This window comes from Pseudomonas rhizoryzae, assembly GCF_005250615.1.
Taxonomy (GTDB): Bacteria; Pseudomonadota; Gammaproteobacteria; order Pseudomonadales; family Pseudomonadaceae; genus Chryseomonas; species Chryseomonas rhizoryzae.
Genome location: NZ_SULM01000004.1, coordinates 99503 through 118941, shown reverse-complemented (window position 1 = coordinate 118941; position 19439 = coordinate 99503). Strand labels below are relative to the sequence as shown.

19 protein-coding genes and 4 tRNA genes are annotated in these 19439 nt (G+C 63.6%); 10 read left to right on the top strand and 13 right to left on the bottom strand.

The window, feature by feature from the left end:
- Positions 1-19: 19 nt before the first annotated feature.
- Positions 20-802: a PhzF family phenazine biosynthesis protein gene (locus tag FAZ11_RS07140; RefSeq protein WP_058773509.1), complete on the bottom strand. Its 783-nt coding sequence runs from the start codon at positions 800-802 to the stop codon at positions 20-22.
- Positions 803-1070: 268 nt separating this feature from the next.
- Here FAZ11_RS07140 and FAZ11_RS07135 point away from each other — a divergent pair, with 268 nt between their 5' ends.
- The 5 genes from FAZ11_RS07135 (at position 1071) to metR (ending at position 7185) form a co-directional block, all read left to right on the top strand.
- A complete protein-coding gene (locus FAZ11_RS07135; protein WP_058773510.1) occupies positions 1071-1943 on the top strand; it encodes an MIP/aquaporin family protein in 873 nt (290 codons plus the stop codon).
- Between the two features lie 30 nt (positions 1944-1973).
- Positions 1974-3482 (top strand): glycerol kinase GlpK, encoded by a 1509-nt coding sequence (glpK, locus tag FAZ11_RS07130; protein WP_058773511.1) that lies wholly within the window; start codon positions 1974-1976, stop codon positions 3480-3482.
- 171 nt (positions 3483-3653) lie between these two features.
- Entirely contained in the window at positions 3654-4418 is a 765-nt protein-coding gene (locus FAZ11_RS07125) for a DeoR/GlpR family DNA-binding transcription regulator (protein WP_058773512.1), read from the top strand.
- Positions 4419-4572: 154 nt separating this feature from the next.
- Positions 4573-6099: a glycerol-3-phosphate dehydrogenase gene (gene glpD, locus FAZ11_RS07120; RefSeq protein ID WP_137279500.1), complete on the top strand. Its 1527-nt coding sequence runs from the start codon at positions 4573-4575 to the stop codon at positions 6097-6099.
- 168 nt (positions 6100-6267) lie between these two features.
- Positions 6268-7185 (top strand): transcriptional regulator MetR, encoded by a 918-nt coding sequence (gene metR, locus FAZ11_RS07115; protein WP_058773514.1) that lies wholly within the window; start codon positions 6268-6270, stop codon positions 7183-7185.
- Positions 7186-7209: 24 nt separating this feature from the next.
- Here the strand turns inward: metR and FAZ11_RS07110 are convergent, their stop codons facing one another.
- Positions 7210-7470 (bottom strand): type B 50S ribosomal protein L31, encoded by a 261-nt coding sequence (locus tag FAZ11_RS07110; protein WP_058760987.1) that lies wholly within the window; start codon positions 7468-7470, stop codon positions 7210-7212.
- 400 nt (positions 7471-7870) lie between these two features.
- Here FAZ11_RS07110 and FAZ11_RS07105 point away from each other — a divergent pair, with 400 nt between their 5' ends.
- From FAZ11_RS07105 to FAZ11_RS07085, 5 genes are read left to right on the top strand one after another with little or no spacing between them, the layout of a single operon-like run.
- Positions 7871-9643 (top strand): N-acetylglutaminylglutamine amidotransferase, encoded by a 1773-nt coding sequence (locus FAZ11_RS07105; RefSeq protein WP_058767271.1) that lies wholly within the window; start codon positions 7871-7873, stop codon positions 9641-9643.
- A gap of 13 nt (positions 9644-9656) precedes the next feature.
- Positions 9657-11396 (top strand): N-acetylglutaminylglutamine synthetase, encoded by a 1740-nt coding sequence (gene ngg, locus FAZ11_RS07100; protein WP_058773515.1) that lies wholly within the window; start codon positions 9657-9659, stop codon positions 11394-11396.
- Positions 11393-12580 (top strand): osmoprotectant NAGGN system M42 family peptidase, encoded by a 1188-nt coding sequence (locus FAZ11_RS07095; RefSeq protein WP_058760990.1) that lies wholly within the window; start codon positions 11393-11395, stop codon positions 12578-12580. The genes ngg and FAZ11_RS07095 overlap by 4 nt, the downstream gene beginning before the upstream one ends.
- A 54-nt stretch (positions 12581-12634) precedes the next feature.
- Positions 12635-12865, top strand: coding sequence for a YheU family protein (locus FAZ11_RS07090; protein ID WP_058760991.1), 231 nt, complete (start codon positions 12635-12637; stop codon positions 12863-12865).
- Positions 12866-12912: 47 nt separating this feature from the next.
- Positions 12913-13440, top strand: a complete 528-nt coding sequence (locus FAZ11_RS07085; RefSeq protein WP_058773516.1) for a P-loop NTPase family protein — start codon at positions 12913-12915, stop codon at positions 13438-13440.
- On the opposite strand, the gene FAZ11_RS07080 is transcribed toward FAZ11_RS07085, so the two are convergent.
- From FAZ11_RS07080 to FAZ11_RS07035, 11 genes are all read right to left on the bottom strand, one after another.
- Positions 13437-13766, bottom strand: a complete 330-nt coding sequence (locus FAZ11_RS07080) for a YnfA family protein (protein WP_058773517.1) — start codon at positions 13764-13766, stop codon at positions 13437-13439. The two genes, FAZ11_RS07085 and FAZ11_RS07080, sit on opposite strands and share 4 nt — an antisense overlap.
- Positions 13760-14902 (bottom strand): GNAT family N-acetyltransferase, encoded by a 1143-nt coding sequence (locus FAZ11_RS07075; protein WP_058773518.1) that lies wholly within the window; start codon positions 14900-14902, stop codon positions 13760-13762. Before FAZ11_RS07075 ends, FAZ11_RS07080 begins: the two co-directional genes overlap by 7 nt.
- Positions 14903-15056: 154 nt before the next feature.
- Positions 15057-15132: transfer RNA gene (locus FAZ11_RS07070), tRNA-Glu, on the bottom strand.
- Positions 15133-15166: 34 nt separating this feature from the next.
- A tRNA-Ala gene (locus FAZ11_RS07065) sits at positions 15167-15242 on the bottom strand.
- A gap of 39 nt (positions 15243-15281) precedes the next feature.
- Positions 15282-15357: transfer RNA gene (locus tag FAZ11_RS07060), tRNA-Glu, on the bottom strand.
- A gap of 41 nt (positions 15358-15398) precedes the next feature.
- Positions 15399-15474 (bottom strand) — tRNA-Ala (locus FAZ11_RS07055).
- Positions 15475-15573: 99 nt separating this feature from the next.
- The gene (locus FAZ11_RS07050) at positions 15574-16452 is read right to left on the bottom strand and encodes a ParB/Srx family N-terminal domain-containing protein (protein ID WP_058773519.1); all 879 of its coding nucleotides are present in this window, start codon (positions 16450-16452) and stop codon (positions 15574-15576) included.
- Between the two features lie 71 nt (positions 16453-16523).
- A complete protein-coding gene (locus FAZ11_RS07045) occupies positions 16524-17645 on the bottom strand; it encodes a beta-ketoacyl-ACP synthase III (protein ID WP_058773520.1) in 1122 nt (373 codons plus the stop codon).
- Between the two features lie 73 nt (positions 17646-17718).
- Entirely contained in the window at positions 17719-18708 is a 990-nt protein-coding gene (locus tag FAZ11_RS07040; protein WP_058760996.1) for a DctP family TRAP transporter solute-binding subunit, read from the bottom strand.
- Positions 18709-18899: 191 nt separating this feature from the next.
- A complete protein-coding gene (locus tag FAZ11_RS25155; protein WP_257787167.1) occupies positions 18900-19031 on the bottom strand; it encodes a hypothetical protein in 132 nt (43 codons plus the stop codon).
- A 59-nt stretch (positions 19032-19090) separates the two neighbouring features.
- Complete coding sequence (locus tag FAZ11_RS07035; protein ID WP_058760997.1) at positions 19091-19330, bottom strand: DUF2789 domain-containing protein; 240 nt, start codon at positions 19328-19330, stop codon at positions 19091-19093.
- Positions 19331-19439: the final 109 nt, after the last annotated feature.

Here is a 19439-nt window from a genome sequence, read left to right as displayed (position 1 = left end):
AAGACGCCCGGCCAAGCGGTCAAAGCAGCAGACGTCCGCTGAAGACCGTCACCGCCCTCCCCGCGATACTCACGCGATCCCCGTCCAGACGACACCAGAGCTGGCCACCACGGGCGGACAGCTGCTGGGCGGTGAGCATCCGCTTGGCCAGGCGGCGCGACCAGTAGGGAATCAGGCTGCAGTGCGCCGAGCCAGTGACGGGGTCTTCATCGATGCCTACGCCGGGCGCGAAGAAGCGTGAGACGAAATCGACCTCCCGGCCCCGTGCGGTCACGATGACGCCTTGCCAGGGCAAACGCGCAATGGCGGCCAGGTCCGGCTTGCAGTCGCGCACTGCCTGCTCCGACTCCAGCAGCACCAGCAGCTTGTCCGCCGCCAGGGCGTCCACTGGCGACAGCCGCAGCGCCCGTTCCAGTTCCGGCGTCACCCCCAGCTCCGTCGGCACCAGCGCCGGGAAATCCAGCGCCAGCAGCCCTTCCGGCTCGCGAAACACCCGCAAGCTGCCCGCCTGACTGATGAATTCCAGGCGATCACCGGGTTCACCTTGGATCTCGAACAGCACATGGGCCGCCGCCAGGGTCGCATGACCGCAGAGGGGGACCTCCACCCGAGGTGTGAACCAGCGAATGCGCCAAGTATCGGCCTCGCGTACCACGAAGGCGGTTTCCGAGAGATTGTGTTCGGTGGCGATGCGCTGCAGCAGCTCGTCGGCAGGCCAGCTTTCCAGGCAATAGACAGCCGCTGGGTTACCGCGGAAAGGTTGATCGGTGAAGGAGTCGACCTGGTGGAATTCAAAGGGCATGCGCGCTACCTGAGCTGGGAGAGAAACCAACGAACGTCGACCGCCTTGGCAACGCCGTGTCCAACATCAGACCGGGCAACGTATGCATCGTCTCGCGGATCTTCCTGACCAAGGTAGCAGGCAGTGTCGCCTTGGCAATGAATCGTCGAACGTCATCACTGTTTTTGCGCTCAGAGCCTTTGACAGTTTTCATATTTGAAATTAGATTTTCGGTTGCGAACAAATGGCTCAACGGCCACCTATAAATACAACAACCTCGAGGCTCCCCATGAGTACTCCTCTCGCTCCAACGTTACGCGGTCAATGTATCGCCGAGTTCCTCGGCACCGCCCTGCTCATCTTCTTCGGTACCGGTTGCGTCGCGGCGGCGAAGGTCGGCGGCGCCACGCTTGGCTTGTGGGAAATCAGCATCATCTGGGGCGTCGGTGTGAGCATGGCCGTGTACCTGTCGGCCGGGGTCTCGGGCGCCCATCTGAGCCCGGCCGTTACCATCGCCCTCTGGCTGTTCGGCGGCTTCGAAAGACGCAAGGTACCCGCCTACATCCTGGCCCAGGTGGCTGGCGCCTTCTGCGGCGCAGCACTGGTCTACGGCCTCTACAGCAGTCTCTTTTTCGATTACGAACAGACTCACCATATCGTCCGCGGCAGTCAGGCGAGCCTGGAGCTGGCCGGCGTCTTCTCCACCTACGCCAATCCCGCACTGTCCATCGGTCAGGCCTTCCTGGTCGAAGCCGTCATCACCGCCATCCTGCTAGCCATGATCATGGCGCTCACCGACGACGGCAACGGCCTGCCCCGTGGCCCCTTGGCTCCCCTGCTGATCGGCCTGCTGATCGCCGTGATCGGCGGCTCCATGGGCCCGCTGACCGGCTTCGCCATGAACCCTGCCCGGGATTTCGGGCCAAAGCTGATGACCTTCTTCGCCGGCTGGGGCCAGATCGCCTTCACCGGCGGTCGGGAGATCCCCTACTTCCTGGTACCGATCTTCGCACCCATCGTCGGGGCCTGCCTGGGCGCCGCCGGTTATAAAGCATTGATCTGCCGCCACCTGCCCGGCCTGGGTTCGGGGGCCTGCGACGTGCCGGCCAAAACCGAGGAAAGCGCCCGTAGCGAAGTGACTCCCGTTTCCAAAGCGTCCTGATCGCCGCGAATCACAATAAGGAATACGACCATGACCGACCAGAACAAGCAGTACATCGTCGCACTCGACCAGGGCACCACCAGTTCCCGCGCCATCGTGCTCGACCGCAATGCCAACGTGGTGACCATCGCCCAGCGTGAATTCGCGCAGATCTACCCCCAAGCGGGCTGGGTGGAACATGATCCGATGGAAATCTGGGCCACCCAGAGCGCCGTTTTCGTCGAGGCGCTGGCCCAGGCCAGCATCACCAACGAACAGGTGGCCGCCATCGGCATCACCAACCAGCGGGAAACCGCCATCGTCTGGGACAAGACCACCGGCCGCCCGATCTACAACGCCATCGTCTGGCAAAGCCGCCAGAGCACCGCGATCTGCGACCAGCTCAAGCGCGACGGCATGGAAGACCACATCCGCAAGACCACCGGCCTGGTGATCGATCCCTACTTCTCGGGCACCAAGATCAAGTGGATTCTCGACCACGTCGAAGGCAGCCGGGAACGTGCCCGTCGCGGTGAGTTGCTGTTCGGCACCGTGGACACCTGGCTGATCTGGAAGATGACCCAGGGCCAGGCCCATGTGACCGACTACACCAACGCCTCGCGCACCCTGCTGTTCGATATCCACAAGCGCGAGTGGGATGCCACCCTGCTCGAGGTACTGGACATTCCCCGCGAGATGCTGCCGGAAGTGAAGTCTTCTTCCGAGGTCTATGGCCAGGCGCACCTGGGCAGCGGCCAGACCACCGGCATCCCCATCGCCGGTATCGCCGGCGACCAGCAGGCGGCGCTGTTCGGCCAGATGTGCGTGGAACCGGGCCTGGCCAAGAACACCTACGGCACCGGCTGCTTCCTGTTGATGAATACCGGCGAGAAGGCCGTGCAATCGCAGCATGGTCTGCTGACCACCATCGCCTGCGGTCCTCGCGGCGAGGTCAACTACGCCCTGGAAGGCGCCATCTTCAATGGCGGCTCCACCGTGCAGTGGCTGCGCGACGAGCTCAAGGTGATCAATGACTCCCTGGACTCCGAGTATTTCGCCACCAAGGTTGCCGACAGCAATGGCGTCTACCTGGTGCCGGCCTTCACCGGCCTGGGCGCGCCCTACTGGGACCCCTATGCCCGTGGCGCCCTGTTCGGGCTGACCCGTGGCGTCAAGGTCGACCACATCATCCGCGCCACCCTGGAATCCATCGCCTTCCAGACCCGCGATGTGCTGGAAGCCATGCAGCAGGACGCCGGCGAAGCCTTGAAGTCCCTGCGCGTGGACGGCGGCGCCACCGCCAACAACTTCCTCATGCAATTCCAGTCGGACGTGCTCGGCACCCGCGTCGAGCGGCCGGAAATGAAGGAGACCACCGCCCTGGGTGCGGCCTACCTGGCAGGCCTCGCCACCGGCTTCTGGAGCAGCCTGGACGAGTTGCGCAGCAAGAGCACCATCGAGCGCGTCTTCGAACCGGCTTGCGACAACGCCAAGCGTGATGCGCTGTACAAAGGTTGGAAGAAGGCAGTGGAGCGGACCCGCGGCTGGGCGCTCGATTGACCCAGGCCCGGCCTGAAACGCCCCCGCTCTGGCTGGGTGGTTGCTCAGCCAAGCCCTAGCCAAGACCGGCGTCTCCCCGACGCCGGTCTTGCTTTGCGCGACAAGCGCTTTTCAGTCTCGATCACCTACGGCATCCTCTGCGGGTTTAGTCGAACATCCAAGGAAGCCGCAATGAGCCTGGCGCCTCGCCAACAGCAGATTCTCGAATTGGTCCGTGAGCGTGGCTACGTCAGTATCGAAGAACTGGCCCAACACTTCTCCGTTACCCCCCAGACGATCCGCCGCGACATCAATCAGCTCGCCGAAGCCGGACTGCTGCGCCGCTACCATGGCGGTGCCGCCCACGACTCCAGCGTGGAGAACACCGAATACAGCATGAGAGCCGGCCAGATGCGCGAGGAAAAGCGCCTGATCGCCGAAGCCGTCGCCGCCGCGGTACCGGATCACGCCTCCTTGTTCATCAACATAGGCACCACCACCGAGGCCATCGCCCATGCACTGCTCGGGCACCGCAGTCTCAAGGTGATCACCAACAACCTGCACGTGGCGAACATCCTCAGTGCCAAGGACGATTTCGATGTCCTGATCGCCAGCGGCAAGGTGCGCAGCGACGGCGGCGTGGTTGGCCAGGCCACCGCTGACTTCATCAAGCAGTTCAAGGTCGACTATGCCCTGGTCGGCATCAGCGGCATCGACGAGGACGGCACCCTGCTGGACTTCGACTATCAGGAAGTCTGCGTCTCCCAGGCCATCATCCATAACGCCCGCCAGGTGTTCCTCGCCGCCGATTCGAGCAAGTTCGGTCGCAACGCCATGATTCGCCTGGGCAGCCTCGAACAGATCGATCAGCTGTTCACCGAGCGCGACCCCTCGCCCGCCTTTGCCCGCTGCCTCAAGGAATGGCAGGTCAAGGTGGAGATTGCCCGGCCACGCTGACTCCTGGGTACCGACCACTCGTCGGGCAACCTTCGTAAATATTCGTTTTTGTTCGTTTTGGCGGTCTCAAAAGGGGAGCCCTGCTGGAAGCTGGATTTTTACTGGGCTATCATGTTCGAAACCGAATAATTATGTTCGTTTCAAAGGAGGCACCATGGCCCAGGCACCTACCGCAACCTCTTTTACCTACGATCTCGCCGTCATCGGCGGTGGCATCAACGGCGTAGGCATCGCAGCCGACGCCGCGGGCCGGGGGCTGTCGGTGTTCCTTTGCGAACGCGACGATCTGGCCAGCCATACCTCGTCCGCCAGCAGCAAGCTGATCCACGGTGGCCTGCGCTATCTGGAGCATCATGAGTTTCGCCTGGTGCGCGAAGCCCTCGCCGAGCGCGAAGTGCTCCTGGCCAAGGCACCTCATATCGTCAAGCCGATGCGTTTCGTGCTGCCGCACCGTCCGCATCTGCGTCCTGCCTGGATGATCCGTGCCGGTCTCTTCCTTTATGACCACCTGGGCAAGCGTGAAAAGCTGCCGGGCTCGCGCAGCCTGAAGTTCGATGCCCATGGCCCGCTGAAGGCCGAGATCAAGAAAGGGTTCGAGTATTCGGATTGCTGGGTGGACGATGCCCGCCTGGTGGTACTCAATGCCATGCAGGCCCGGGAAAAAGGTGCCGAGATCGTCACCCGTACCCGCTGCCTGAGCGCCCGCCGGGTAGAAGGTCAGTGGGAAGTCGAACTCGAAGGCCCGCAGGGTCGTCGGCAGATTCGCGCCAAGGCGCTGGTCAATGCCGCCGGCCCCTGGGTGGCCAGCTTCATCCGCCAGGATCTGCAGCAGAAATCGCCCTATGGCATTCGCCTGATCCAGGGCAGCCATGTCATCGTGCCCAAGCTGTACGAAGGCGAGCAGGCCTACATCATGCAGAACGAAGACCGCCGCATCGTCTTCGCCATCCCCTATCTGGGGCGCTACACCATTATTGGCACCACGGATCGCGAATATCAGGGCGATCCGGCCAAGGTGAGCATCACCGAGCAGGAAATGGACTACGTCCTTGGCGTGGCCAACGTCCATTTCCGCAAGCAGCTCAGCCGAGACGATGTGCTGCACAGTTTTTCCGGTGTGCGTCCGCTGTGCGACGACGAATCGGACAATCCTTCGGCCATCACTCGCGACTACACCCTGTCGCTGGCCGAGGAACAGGGAGCGCCGCTGCTGTCGGTGTTCGGCGGCAAGCTGACCACCTATCGCAAGCTGGCCGAGTCGGCGATGGCGCAGCTGCAGCCCTACTTCCCCACACTCGGGGGTAGCTGGACCGCTGCCGCACCGCTACCCGGCGGCGAAGACATGAGTACCCCACAGGCGCTGACCCGGGAACTGCTGGAGAAGGTCAGCGGCCTGACCCCGGCTTTGGCCCAGCGCTGGGCCACCACCTATGGCAGCCGCGTGTGGAAGCTGCTGGGCGAAGCCCGCTCCGTAGAAGAGCTGGGAGCGCTGATAGGTGCGGACCTGCATGAGCGTGAAGTGGACTATCTGCAGCGCCAGGAATGGGCGACCAGCGTCGATGACATTATCTGGCGGCGGACCAAGCTGGGCCTGGTGTTCAGCGAGGCCGAGCGGATCGCCCTGGAAAACGTTCTGGCCCAAGCCGAAACCCAGGCTGCGAAAGGCAGCAACGCAGCCTGAGCCTACCAAGCCCTGGGTACCTAACGTGCCCAGGGCTACCTTCTTGCTAGAGAAAGGCGCTCGACGTGTGGTTGGGGTTTACCGTAGCCAGCCCCTTCAGATAGGCCTGGGCGTAGGCAGCTCTATGAAATACGTTCATGATGGACTTTTCTTGCCAGTGTCCGCTCCATGTTCGAACTCCGCCATCTCAAGACCCTGCATGCCCTCCGCGAATCCTCCAGCTTGGTGGAAGCCGCGGAACGCCTGCATCTGACCCAGTCCGCCCTCTCCCATCAGTTCAAGGAGCTGGAAGAACGCCTGGGTACTCCGCTGTTCATCCGCAAGACCAAACCCATTCGCTTCACCAGCGCCGGCCTGCGCCTGTTGCAAACCGCGGATGCGGTGCTGCCGCATCTGCGCAGTGCCGAGCGGGATCTGGCGCGGCTGGTGGGCGGAACAGCCGGCCGGCTGCACATGGCCATCGAATGCCACAGCTGTTTCCAGTGGCTGATGCCCACCATCGATCAATTTCGCGATTCCTGGCCGGAGGTGGAGTTGGACCTGGCGTCCGGCTTCTCCTTCGCGCCGCTGCCGGCGCTGGCCCGTGGTGATCTGGACCTGGTGGTGACGGCCGATCCGGTGGAGCTCTCGGGGGTCACCTATGTGCCTTTGTTCACCTATGAAGCCCTGTTGGCCGTGGCCAACCAGCATCCGTTGGCACAACGTCCTTTCATCGTGCCCCAGGACCTGGCCGCGGAAACCCAGATCACCTATCCGGTGGAGCGTGATCGCCTGGATATCTTCACCCGCTTCCTCGACCCGGCCGATGTCGAGCCACTGTCGATACGCACGGCGGAGATGACGGTGATGATGCTGCAGCTGGTGGCGTCGGGCCGCGGCGTTTGTTGCCTGCCCAACTGGGCGATCCACGAATACAGCTCGCGCGGCTATGTCACCGCGCGCAGGCTGGGTGAAAAAGGGCTCTATGCCACGCTTTATGCGGCCATCCGCGAAGACATGCTCGAGGCGCCCTTCATGCAGGACTTCCTGCTGACCGCCAAGGACACCTCGTTCGCCACCCTCGAAGGGGTCAGCAGCGCGCGCTGAGCCGGCGCGCTGCTCTCGGGGGGCTTACTTGCTGTTGCCGCCCGGGAAGCCGGCGAACTTCTTGTTGAAGCTTGACACGCGACCTTCCACCTTCATTTGGCGCTGCTCGCCGGTGTAGATGGGGTGCGAGGCGCTGGACACGTCGAGGCTGATGTAGGGGTAAACCTGCCCTTCGTATTCCTGGGTACGGTCGCTCTCGGCAGTGGAGCGGATCAGAAAGTAGGTGTCCGAGGTGGTGTCATGGAACAGCACCGGTCGGTAGTTCGGGTGGATACCGGGTTTCATGTTGCGTCTCCTGCTCTGGGCACCTATGACGAAATGTCCATCGGCGCGCTCGATAAAGATACATTATAACATATAAGCAAGGCTCTTGCAGCCCTGGCTGTGACGTCAGCGACAGCTCTGGGCCTCGCCATGGAACCATCCGCCGCGCTTGGGGCTCGTAACCTGAGGCCCTGATTGGCGGCATCTCCATGTTTCATGAGACCCGTAGCCGATCGATGCGTGCGGCCAGGCCGATGAGCTCCGGCAGACGAGCTGCCCTCCTCCGCGCCCTACCCGTACGCAAAGCGCCCTGCATTGGCTTCTCAAGGACTCCGGGAAGTCCACACGCATTGGATGCGCACGCCGGGTTCAGGACTGAACTCCCCGCGCCGCATCCCAAGGATTCAAGAGGCACCCAACCATGTGCGGCATCGCCGGCGAGCTTCGTTTCGATAGACAACCCGCATCCATTAGTGCGGTGGAGCGCATCACCCACCGCCTGGAACAGCGTGGCCCCGATGCCTGGGGCTTCCACAGCCAGGGGCCGGTCGCCCTGGGCCATCGGCGGCTGAAGATCATGGATCTGGCGGAGGCTTCGGGCCAACCCATGATCGAGCCGGAGCTGGGTCTCTCCATGGTGTTCAACGGCGCCATCTACAACTATCCGGAACTGCGCACCGAGCTGGAGGCCAAGGGCTACCGCTTCCATTCGGGCGGCGACACCGAGATCCTGCTCAAGGCCTACCATGCCTGGGGCAAGGACATGCTGCCCAAGCTCAATGGCATGTTCGCCTTCGCCATCTGGGAGCGTGACAGCGGCCGCCTGTTCATCGCCCGCGATCGCCTGGGCATCAAGCCGCTCTACTTGTCCTTCACCGACAAGCGCCTGAGATTCGCCTCCAGCCTGCCCGCCCTGCTGGAAGCCGGGGACATCGATACCCGCATCGACCCAGTCGCCCTCAACCATTACCTGAACTTCCACGCCGTGGTCCCGGCGCCCCGGACCATCCTGCAGGGCGTACAGAAACTGCCCCCAGCGACCTGGATGAGCGTGGACGCCTCCGGCAAGCAGCACCAGGAGACCTGGTGGACCCTGGACTATGGCCCCCACGAAGACGAACGCCGCTTCACCCTGGACGACTGGGCTGAGCGCGTCCTGCACGGCCTGAAAGATGCAGTGGCGATCCGCCAGCGCGCCGCGCGTGAGGTGGGCGTGCTGCTGTCGGGCGGCGTGGATTCCAGCCTGCTGGTCGGGCTGCTGCACGACTCGGGGGTCAAGGACCTGCTGACCTTCTCCATCGGCTTCGAGGATGCCGGCGGCGAGCGCGGCGACGAATTCCAGTATTCCGACCTGATCGCCAACCACTACGGCACCCGCCACCAGCAGTTGCGCATCGCCGAAGACGAGATCATCCAGCAGTTGCCGCGGGCCTTTTCCGCCATGAGCGAGCCCATGGTGAGCCATGACTGCATCGCCTTCTATTTGCTGTCGCGCGAGGTCTCCCAGCACTGCAAGGTGGTGCAGAGCGGCCAGGGTGCCGACGAGCTGTTCGCCGGCTACCACTGGTATCCCCAGGTGCATGGCGCGGCCGATCCCTTCGCGGCCTACCGCGCCGCCTTTTTCGACCGGGATTACGCCCAGTATGCCGCCACCGTGCAGGCCGGCGTGCGCCTGGAGGAAGATGCTGCCGAGGCCTTCGTCCGCCAGCACTTCGCCCAACCGGGTGCCAGCGCCGGGGTCGACAAGGCCCTGCGCCTGGATAGCACCGTGATGCTGGTGGACGACCCGGTCAAGCGGGTCGACAACATGACCATGGCCTGGGGCCTGGAAGCCCGGGTGCCCTTCCTCGACTATCGCCTGGCCGAACTCTCGGCGCGCATCCCCGCCGAATTCAAACTGGGCGACGGTGGCAAGCAGGTGCTGAAAGCGGCGGCGCGCAAGGTCATCCCCCATGAGGTGATCGACCGGCCCAAGGGCTATTTCCCGGTGCCGGGCCTCAAGCACCTGGAAGGCAACACCTTGACCTGGGTGCGTGAGCTGCTGCTGGACCCGAGCCAGGACCGTGGCCTGTTCGAGACCGCCGAGATCGATCGCCTGCTGACCAATCCAGCCGACCGCATCACCCCTTTGCGGGGTTCCAAGCTCTGGCAACTGGCGGCGCTCAACCTCTGGCTGAGCGAGCACGGACTGTGAGGGTGCAAGACGCATGAAAGCGACCAGCTACAACCAGCGTCTTCAGCGTGCCCAGACGCCCTCCTACGAGCGGTTGCAAGCGCGCCTGGCGGAAGGCGACTACCCCACCTCCCAGCCCCTTTGCCTGCATTGCGGTTGGGGGCGCCTGCTCATCGGCCATACCTATCCCGATCCGGCCAGCCTGGCCAAGGAGCTGCTCGCAGAAACCCCGGGCGAACGTGACATCGCTCTCTATGTCGCCGCGCCGCATCAGGTGCTGGCCCAGGCGCCGCAGCAACTGTTCCTCGACCCCTCGGATACCCTGCGCCTCTGGTTCAGCGATTACCGCCCCGCGCGCCGGATCTATCGTGGCTTTCGCATCCGTAGGGCCTGCTCGGCCCAGGACTGGAGCGAGATCAACCGCCTCTACCAGCAGCGCCACATGCTGCCCGTCGATACCGAGCGCCTCACGCCCCGCCACAAGGGCGGCCCGGTCTACTGGCTGGCGGAGGACGACGACAGCGGCGCCATCATCGGTTCGGTGATGGGACTCAACCACGTCAAGGCCTTTCAGGACCCCGACGGTGGCTCCTCGCTCTGGTGCCTGGCCGTCTCGCCAGAGTGCAGTCGTCCCGGCGTCGGCGAAGCCTTGGTGCGCCACCTGGTCGAGCACTACGCCAGCCGTGGCCTGGCCTACCTGGACCTGTCGGTGCTGCACGACAACCAGCAGGCCAAGCGGCTCTACGACAAGCTGGGTTTCCGGCCGCTGCAGACCTTCGCCATCAAGTGCAAGAACGGCATCAACCAGACGCTGTTCCTCGGCCCCGGTCCGGCCGCCGACCTCAATCCCTATGCGCGAATCATCGTCGACGAAGCCCTTAGACGTGGTATCGAGGTGCAGGTGGACGATGCCGAAGGTGGTCTCTTCACCCTGATCCAGGGCAACCGGCGCATTCGCTGCCGCGAGTCTCTGACCGACCTCACCTCCGCGGTGACCATGACCCTCTGTGCCGACAAGGTGCTGACCAGTCGCACCCTGGCCCGCGCCGGCCTGCGGGTACCGGAGCAGTGCCTGGCAGGCAGTGACGAAGACAATGCCGCCTTCCTGCAAAAGCATGGCGCCCTGGTGGTCAAGCCAGTCAATGGTGAACAGGGCAAGGGCGTGGCGGTGGATATCCGTGATGCCGAGCACCTCGCCGCGGCCATCCAAGCCGCCCGCCGTTATGACGATCGCGTCCTGCTGGAGAGCTTCCACCAGGGGCTCGACCTGCGCGTGGTGGTCATCGGCCACGAGGTGGTAGCCGCAGCCATTCGGCGGCCGGCGGAAATCGTCGGCGACGGCCAGCACAGTGTCAGGGAGCTGATCGAGGCCCAGAGTCGTAGGCGCCAGGCGGCTACCGGTGGCGAGTCGCGCATTCCGCTCGACGAAGAAACCGAACGCGTGATCCGGGGCGCCGGCTACGACTGGGACAGCGTGCTGCCCACTGGCACCCACCTGGAGGTACGCAAGACCGCCAACCTGCACACCGGTGGCATCCTCGAAGATGTCACGGGCATCCTCCACCCGGTACTGGCCGATGCGGCCATCCAGGCGGCGCGGGCGCTGGACATTCCGGTGACCGGCATGGACCTGCTGGTCAGCGCTGCCGATGCACCCGACTACGTCATCATCGAAGCCAACGAGCGCCCGGGCCTGGCCAATCATGAGCCACACCCGACCGCCGAACGCTTCATCGACCTGCTGTTCCCGCTCTCCCGGGAGGTTCCGCTATGACTCGATTACCCGAACCCGATCTGGATTACCTGCGCAAGGTCCTGCTGGACCTGCTGGCGATCCCCAGTCCCACGGGCTTCACCGATACCATCGTCATGTATGTGGCCGAACGGCTGAACGAACTGGACATCCCCTTCGAGCTGACCCGCCGCGGCACCATCCGCGCCACGATCAAGGGCCACAAGGAGAGCCCGGATCGCGCGGTCTCGGCGCACCTGGACACCATCGGCGCCATCGTCCGCGAGATCAAGGACAACGGCCGCCTGGGCCTGGCGGCGGTCGGCCACTGGTCGAGCCGCTTCGCCGAGGGCAGCCGCGTCAGCCTGTTCACCGACGATGGCACCCTGAGGGGCAGCGTGCTGCCATTGCTGGCCTCGGGTCATGCCTTCAACACCGAGATCGACAAGATGCCGGTGAGTTGGGATCACATCGAACTGCGCCTGGATGCCGTGACCAAGAGCCGTCACGAGACGGAGCAACTGGGCGTGCAGATCGGCGATTTCGTCGCCTTCGATCCGCTGCCCGAATTCACCGACAGTGGCTACATCAGCTCGCGCCATCTGGACGACAAGGCTGGCGTCGCCGCCCTGCTTACCGCGCTCAAGATGCTCAAGGAAAGCGGCCAGACACCGCCCATCGACTGCCATCCGCTGTTCACCATCACCGAAGAGGTCGGCTCGGGGGCCGCCGGCGCCCTGCCCTGGGACGTCAGCGAATTCGTCGGCATCGACATCGCCCCGGTCGCCCCGGGTCAGCGTTCCGACGAGCATCGCGTCAGCGTGGCCATGCAGGATTCGGCGGGCCCTTACGACTATCACCTGTCGCGGCACCTGCTGCGCCTGGCCGAACGTAATGACATCCCGGTACGGCGCGATCTGTTCCGCTACTACTACAGCGATGCCCATTCGGCGATCAGCTCCGGGCAGGACGTGCGGGTCGCCCTGCTGGCCTTCGGTTGCGATGCGACCCATGGCTACGAGCGTACCCATATCGTCAGCCTGGCCGCGCTTAGCCAGTTGCTGACCGGCTACATCCTCAGTCCGCCGGTGTTCGACAGCGATGCCCAGCCCGCCGATAGCTCCCTAGAACGCTTCGGCCACCAGTTGCTGCCCGAGGACACGCATCTGGATAACCAGACGCAGTTGCCACCCCTGGAAGAAGTGGTCGGCGACGGCAGTAAATAAGAGCCATGATCTGCGCCTGGGGTATCCTGGGCGCTTTTTTCCAGGCACCACACCATGATCATTCCCCACGACCAACTCGCCGCCGCCACGCTCGACAATCTGCTGGAGGACTTCGTCACCCGCGAAGGCACCGACAACGGCGACGACACGCCCCTGGCGACCCGTACCCAGCGCGCGCGCCGGGCGCTGGAAACCGGTGAGGCGGTCATTCTCTTCGATCCGGACAGCACCCTCTGCCAGTTGGTGCTGCGCCGCGACGTACCTCGCGAGCTGCTGGACGACTAGGCCGCCCCTCCGGCAAGCTTGCTGGTCTTTCCAGCCAGCAGCCGCCTATGCGCCTAGACGACCTCGGCCCGCGGTTATGCATCCTGGGGCCTTCCAACAGCGGCAAATCCACCCTGGCCGATGCTATCGGCCGGGCGCGCGGCCTGCCGGTGGTGCATCTCGATCAGCTCTATTACCTGCCCCATACCGATTGGCAACCACGGCCGACGGCTGAGTTCATCGCCCTTCACGATGCCGCGATTCAGGGCCCTCACTGGGTCGTGGACGGCAACTACAGTCTGTGCCTGCCGCAACGCCTGTCACGGGCTACCGGCCTGATCCTGTTGGACGCTCCTACACCGGTCAGCCTGCTGCGCTATCTAAGACGGTGCTGGTTCGAGAGGAACAGACGTGGCGCCCTGGAGGGTGGCCAGGACAGCGTCAAGTGGCAGATGCTGCGCTATATCGTCGGCACCGCCCGCCTCAATCGGCGTCGCTACTGGCAGCTGTACAACAGCCTGGAGCTGCCGCGCCTGGCGCTGATGGGACCAGCCGAACTCAAGGCCTTCTATCAACGCGAAGGCCTGAAGCGCTAGGGCGCAGCCCGCGGTGCCAAGAGGATCACCAGCGCCCCTGCCACGCAGAGCAAGCCACCGGCCAGGTCCGCCCAGGTCGGCCGGGTGCGTTCGACCAGCGCCAGCCAGCCCAGGGACGCCACTACATAGATGCCACCATAGGCCGCGTAGGCCCGACCGGCGTAGGCGGCCTCGATGCGGGTCAGCAGCAGAGCGAAGAGCACCAGGCTGGCCAGCCCCGGCGCGATCCACCAGGGGCTGCGATCCAGCCGCAGCCACAGCCAGAAGGCGTAGCAGCCGGCGATCTCGAACAGTGCGGCCAGCAGGAACCAGAGGTAGTTCAGCATGGCGCCGTACCGTCCTCCTGGCGATAGGGCAAGGCCTCGGCCGCCTGGCGTGCATAGGCCTGGACCCCCGCCCTCTCCTGCTCGAGAAAGTCCGCTACCGCCGCTCTCAGGCCCGGATGCACCAGGTAATGCCAGGAGTGCGTAAGGGTCGGTTCGAAACCGCGGATCAGCTTGTGCTCACCCTGGGCGCCGGCATCGAAGCGCTGCAGCCCCTCGGCAATGGCGTGTTCGATACCCTGGTAGAAGCAGGTCTCGAAATGCAGCTGGTCGAATTCCTGCAAACAGCCCCAGTAGCGACCATAGAGGGTAGTGCCGTCCTGCAGGTAGAAGGCCATGGCCACCGGCCGGCTGCCCTGGCGAACGAGCACCACTCGAATGGCTTCGGGTAGTCGTTCGGCCAGCAGGCTGAAGAAAGTACGGGTGAGATAAGGGTCCTGGCCGCGCACCTCGTAGGTATTGGCGTAGCAGGCATAGACGAAGTCCCACTCCGCCTCGCTCAGCTCGCCGCCCTTGCGCCACTCGAAGCTCACTCCGAGCCCGGCGACCTGATCGCGTTCCTTGCGCAGTTGCTTGCGCTTGCGCGAGGTCAGGGCGGCGAGGAAGTCTCCGTAATCCCGGTAGCCACGGTTATGCCAATGGAACTGGCAGCCGATCCTGGCCAGCCAACCATCGCGGTCCTGCAGCAGGGCGTCGGCCTTGGGATCGGTGAAGTTGACGTGCAGACTGGAGAGTTCGAGGCCCGCCAGGCTGCCGGTAGTCGCATCGAGCAAGGTGGCACAGGCCGCCGGATCGCCCAGCAGGCGCGCGCCCTGCACCGGCGAGAAGGGTACGGCGGCCAGCAACTTGGGATAGTAGTCGATGCCCGCCCGCCGACAGGCATCGGCCCAGGCCCAATCGAAGACGTATTCACCATAGGAGTGCATCTTGAGATACGCCGGCATCGCCGCCAGCAACTGGCCCTGGGCATCCTTGAGGACCTGATGCGCCGGTTGCCAACCGGTACCCTTGCCGAGGCTACCGCTGTCTTCCAGGGTGGCGAGGAACTCATGGCGCAGAAAGGGCTGGTCGTCCGCCAGCAAGCCGTTCCATTGCGCCGCAGGTACCTGGGCCAGGCTGTAGAGATACTCGACGATCATCCCACTCCCCTTGCTTGGCTTTGTCTGAAAAGAGCCTGCGCTCGTGGTACAGGTCTAACACAGATGGACGCCGAAACGGCATCTGTGCAGAGACCCTGGCGAATGGCTTTCGTGCAGGCGAAAAAAAACCGCCGTAAGGCGGTTTTCTTCGATATGGCGTCCCCTAGGGGACTCGAACCCCTGTTACCGCCGTGAAAGGGCGGTGTCCTAGGCCACTAGACGAAGGGGACGTTACCCGGGTGCGATCCTTGCGGATCACGAATTTGGTGGAGCTAGACGGGATCGAACCGTCGACCTCTTGCATGCCATGCAAGCGCTCTCCCAGCTGAGCTATAGCCCCGCGTACAACGTTCGCCACGTCTGGGATACGTGACTGATATGGCGTCCCCTAGGGGACTCGAACCCCTGTTACCGCCGTGAAAGGGCGGTGTCCTAGGCCACTAGACGAAGGGGACGAAACCTTCTACCGATTTCCCCCGCAGGCGAAACCGAAATTTGGTGGAGCTAGACGGGATCGAACCGTCGACCTCTTGCATGCCATGCAAGCGCTCTCCCAGCTGAGCTATAGCCCCGTCGGTCAGGACGGGGCGCATGTTAAGAGGCCTCGCCCTCACTGTCAACACCAAAAAGCAAAAAAGCTGCTAGTAACAGTCACTTATGCCCCGCTCCGCTCAAATCGCCCGGGACAGTGCCGTGCGCTGGGCACGCGCCGCCAGCAGATAGGCGAACTTGCCATCGCTCGCGGCGAGCTTGCGCAAGACCTTCTTGTCCAGCGACCGATAGCCACCCATCTCCAGCGCGGTGCGCCCGGAACTGCCGATCAGCATGTTGGGATTGGCCACCATCAGCTTGGCAGCCTGTTCCACGGCCTTGGCGTAGCTCTTGCGATCGTTCAGATCGTAATTCTGCAGGGGCAGCAGCATGCGCAGCCACTCGGCCCAGTAGAACTCGAGGAACTCGGACGGTAGTACCCGGCCATCCGGGGTACGCGGCTTGTCGTAACCGATCTGCCGCGTGAAATACACCAGTGCGCGGTAGGGATCGTTGGCCATCGCGGTGAGCCCCAGGCACTCCGGCAATTGCTCGGGCAGGATCGGGCGACCTTGGGGATCCTTGAGCCAGGCCTTGCGCTCGTCGAGTAGTCGGATCCAGAACTCCGCCATGCTGGCGGACGCACTGAAATCGTCGGTCACCCGTACACAGACGAAGGTTTCGGGCCCACCGCCGGGGTGCTCCCAGAAGGCGGAAAAGGTGTGGTGACCATCGGTGAGATAAAGTTGCTGTCCCGGCCCTATGACGACGGTCTTCATCTCGTCCGGGCAACTGCCGGGCGGCCGCACGCCCAGGCCATCCCCCGCCGAACGCAGCGTGGTACTCGGCTGGAATCCCTTGCTCAGGTGTTGACCATTGGCCTCGCAATAGTCATCGAACAGCTTGCGCCGGTCGCTGGCGTACTTGCCGAGCTTGTACAGCACCTGGTCGTGGCCGATGGCGGGCTGGGTGGGGCGCAGCTCTCGCAGCTGTACCCGAAGCAGGCGTCCTGGCTGCACATGGCCTCCCCTGTCTGAAATTGCCTTCCCAAGTCGGACAACAGTCGACTCGGGAAGACTCCTGCCGTCGATCAGACCTTGCGCAGCACCACGCTGCCGATGGAGTAACCCGCACCGAAGGAGCTGAGTACACCCAGACTACCGCTGGCCAGGTCTTCGTGGTGCAGGTGCAGCGCGATGACCGAGCCGGCGGAGCTGGTGTTGCCGTAGGTATCCAGGATCACCGGAGCCTCGTTGGGCTCGGGTTCGCGACCCAGCAGGCGCTTGACGATGAGGTGGTTCATCGCCAGGTTGGCCTGGTGCAGCCAGAAGCGTGAGACCCGCTGGACCGGGATATCGAGTTCGGTGAGGTGATCCGCGATCAGTTCGGCCACCAGCGGGCAGACTTCCTTGAACACCTTGCGCCCTTCCTGGACGAACAGCTTGTCCGGATGGCTCATGCCCTCCTCCGCCGCCCGGTTGAGGAAGCCGAAGTTGTTGCGGATGTTGTTGGAGAACTGGGTGAACAGCCGGGTACCGAGGATCTCGAAACGATGCGCCGAGGTTGCCTGGTCGGCGCGCTCCACCACCAGGGCGGTGGCGGCATCGCCGAAGATGAAGTGGCTGTCGCGGTCGCGGAAATTCAAATGACCGGTGCAGATTTCCGGATCTATCACCAGCACCGCCCGGGCCTGGCCGAGCTGTACGGCGTTGGCTGCGGTCTGCAGACCGAAGGTTGCCGAGGAGCAGGCGACGTTCATGTCGAACCCATAGCCCTGGATGCCCAGCGCGGCCTGGACTTCGATGGCCACTGCCGGATAGGGACGTTGCAGGTTCGAGCAGGCGACGATGACGCCATCGATGTCGGCGGCGGTCCGTCCGGCGCGCGCCAAGGCTTCGCGGGCGGCGGCAACGCCCATCTCGCAGAGAATCGACGGCTCGTCGTTGGAGCGCTCGGGAATGCGCGGCACCATGCGCGCCGGATCGAGGATACCGGCCTTGTCGACCACGTGTCGGCTACGAATGCCCGAGGCCTTCTCGATGAAGGCGGCACTGGACTCCGGCTGGGGCGCCAGGCTGCCCTGGGCGATGGCTTCGGCATGCTCAGCATTCCACTGGCTGGCCCACTGATTGAAGGACGCAACCAGTTCGTCGTTGGAAATGCTCTCGGGCGGCGTATAGAGCCCACTACCGCTGATGACCGCGTGCTGCACGGCTATTCCTCTTGTGATCAGGATTCAAGCCGTGCCAGTTTGCCGCAAATCCGGAAGGGACGCCCGCGCAATCTCAGCGGCGATTGGCGGCCTCGGCAGCGCGCAGGACATCACTGCCCACCTCGCTCTCATACCTCTTGATCAAGGGCGCTACGGCCGCACGCCAGGCCTCGCGCTCGGCCGGGGTCTGCACCAGGATCTTGCTGGTATTGGCTGCCACCACCCGCTCGCGAGCCTTGGCATTGATGGCTTCGGCATCGCGGTTCACCGACTGCGTCACCTCGTCGAGAATGGCCTCCAGCTCGCTACGGAGCTCGAAGGGCAGACTGTTCCAGAAGCTGGTGTTGGTGATGAGCATGTAGGTCAGGAAGCTGTGGTTGTCCTCGAGGATATAGGGCTGCACGGTATTGATCTTCTGCCCCAGCAGGTTCGACCAGGGATTCTCCGCACCCTGCACCTTACCCGTCCGCAGGGCCTCGTAAACCTGGGCGAACGGCAGTTTGACCGGCTGGGCACCCAGCAGTTGATAGTAGGCGGCCAGGACATCGGACGATTCGACGCGAACGGTAAGCCCCTTGAGATCCGCGGGACTACGGATGTCCCGCGTGGCGGATAGCTGGCGGCCGCCGTTATTCCAGTAGGCCAGGCCGGTAAAGCCATGGGTCACCAGACTGCCCAGCAACTCGCGGCTCTTGTCGCGGTGCTGGAAACGCTTCACCGCTTCCAGGCTGTCGAACAGATAGGGCAGATCGTAGACCTGCAAAGGTTTGGACAGGGCATTCAACTTGGACACGGAGGGCGCCAGCATCTGCACCTTGTTGGTTCGCAAGGCTTCCAATTCGTTCGAATCCCCTACCAGGGTGGAATTCGGATAGATCTCGACCTTTACCTTGCCTGCCAGGCGCTCGTCGACCAGCTTCTGGAACAGTAGCGCACCACGGCCCTTGGGCGTTTCGTCCGTCACCACGTGAGCAAACTTGATGACCACGGGGTCGGCCAGCGCTAGGGGGGCGGCGGTAGCCAGCAGCACGCCTACCAAAGTGGCAAAGAAGGTTCTGATCATTGGAATCCCTGCGAATGAACTGTCCGTTGAATCGCCGAAGCGACTTTGCGTCGCAGCGCCATGGCGACGCGATGAACCTTAGCAGGCGAATGATCGCCAGCTTGGTAGGCCAAACGGTCCAGACGACGAGTGTGCAGGAAAACAGGATCAAGGGTAGAAAAAAGCGCCGCTGAAACGGCGCCTGAAAAGCGTTATGGAGAGATGGGATCGCTGGCGGGAAAGGTCTCCTCGATGGATTCATCGAGCTGATCTTCGCTCACTTCCTCTTCATCGTCAGCGACGGGCGGGTCCTGTGGCTGTTGCTGGGCGTAGACGGCGTTCATGGCAGTTCTCCGGGTATAGCGGTAGCCGATAGGGGCGTCGGATCAATCCGGCCCTAGCGTTAGTCTCGCTTATGCAGACGGACGTTCAGCTCGTCGACAATCGGTGCCCAATCGGCGTCTTCCATGATTTCGTCCTTGAGAAAGGCTTTCTGCGCGGAAGACCAGAATTCGGCCTCGGAGACCTTCACCCCATCGGGCAATGGTGAGTGACGGGCGATGAAGGCGTCGATGCTGGCAGGGTCCGAATCCAGTCCCAGCTGCTCGAAAAGGGTGGTCAGGTCGTGAACGGGCAGTTCCATGGCGGTCTCCAGGCGAATGCCTAACGGTAATGTCCTTCATCTAGAAAGGCCTTGGACGCACCGGGTTCCCTCGTCTTAAGGGATCCTTCAGCGTTGCGCCTTAAGGTTA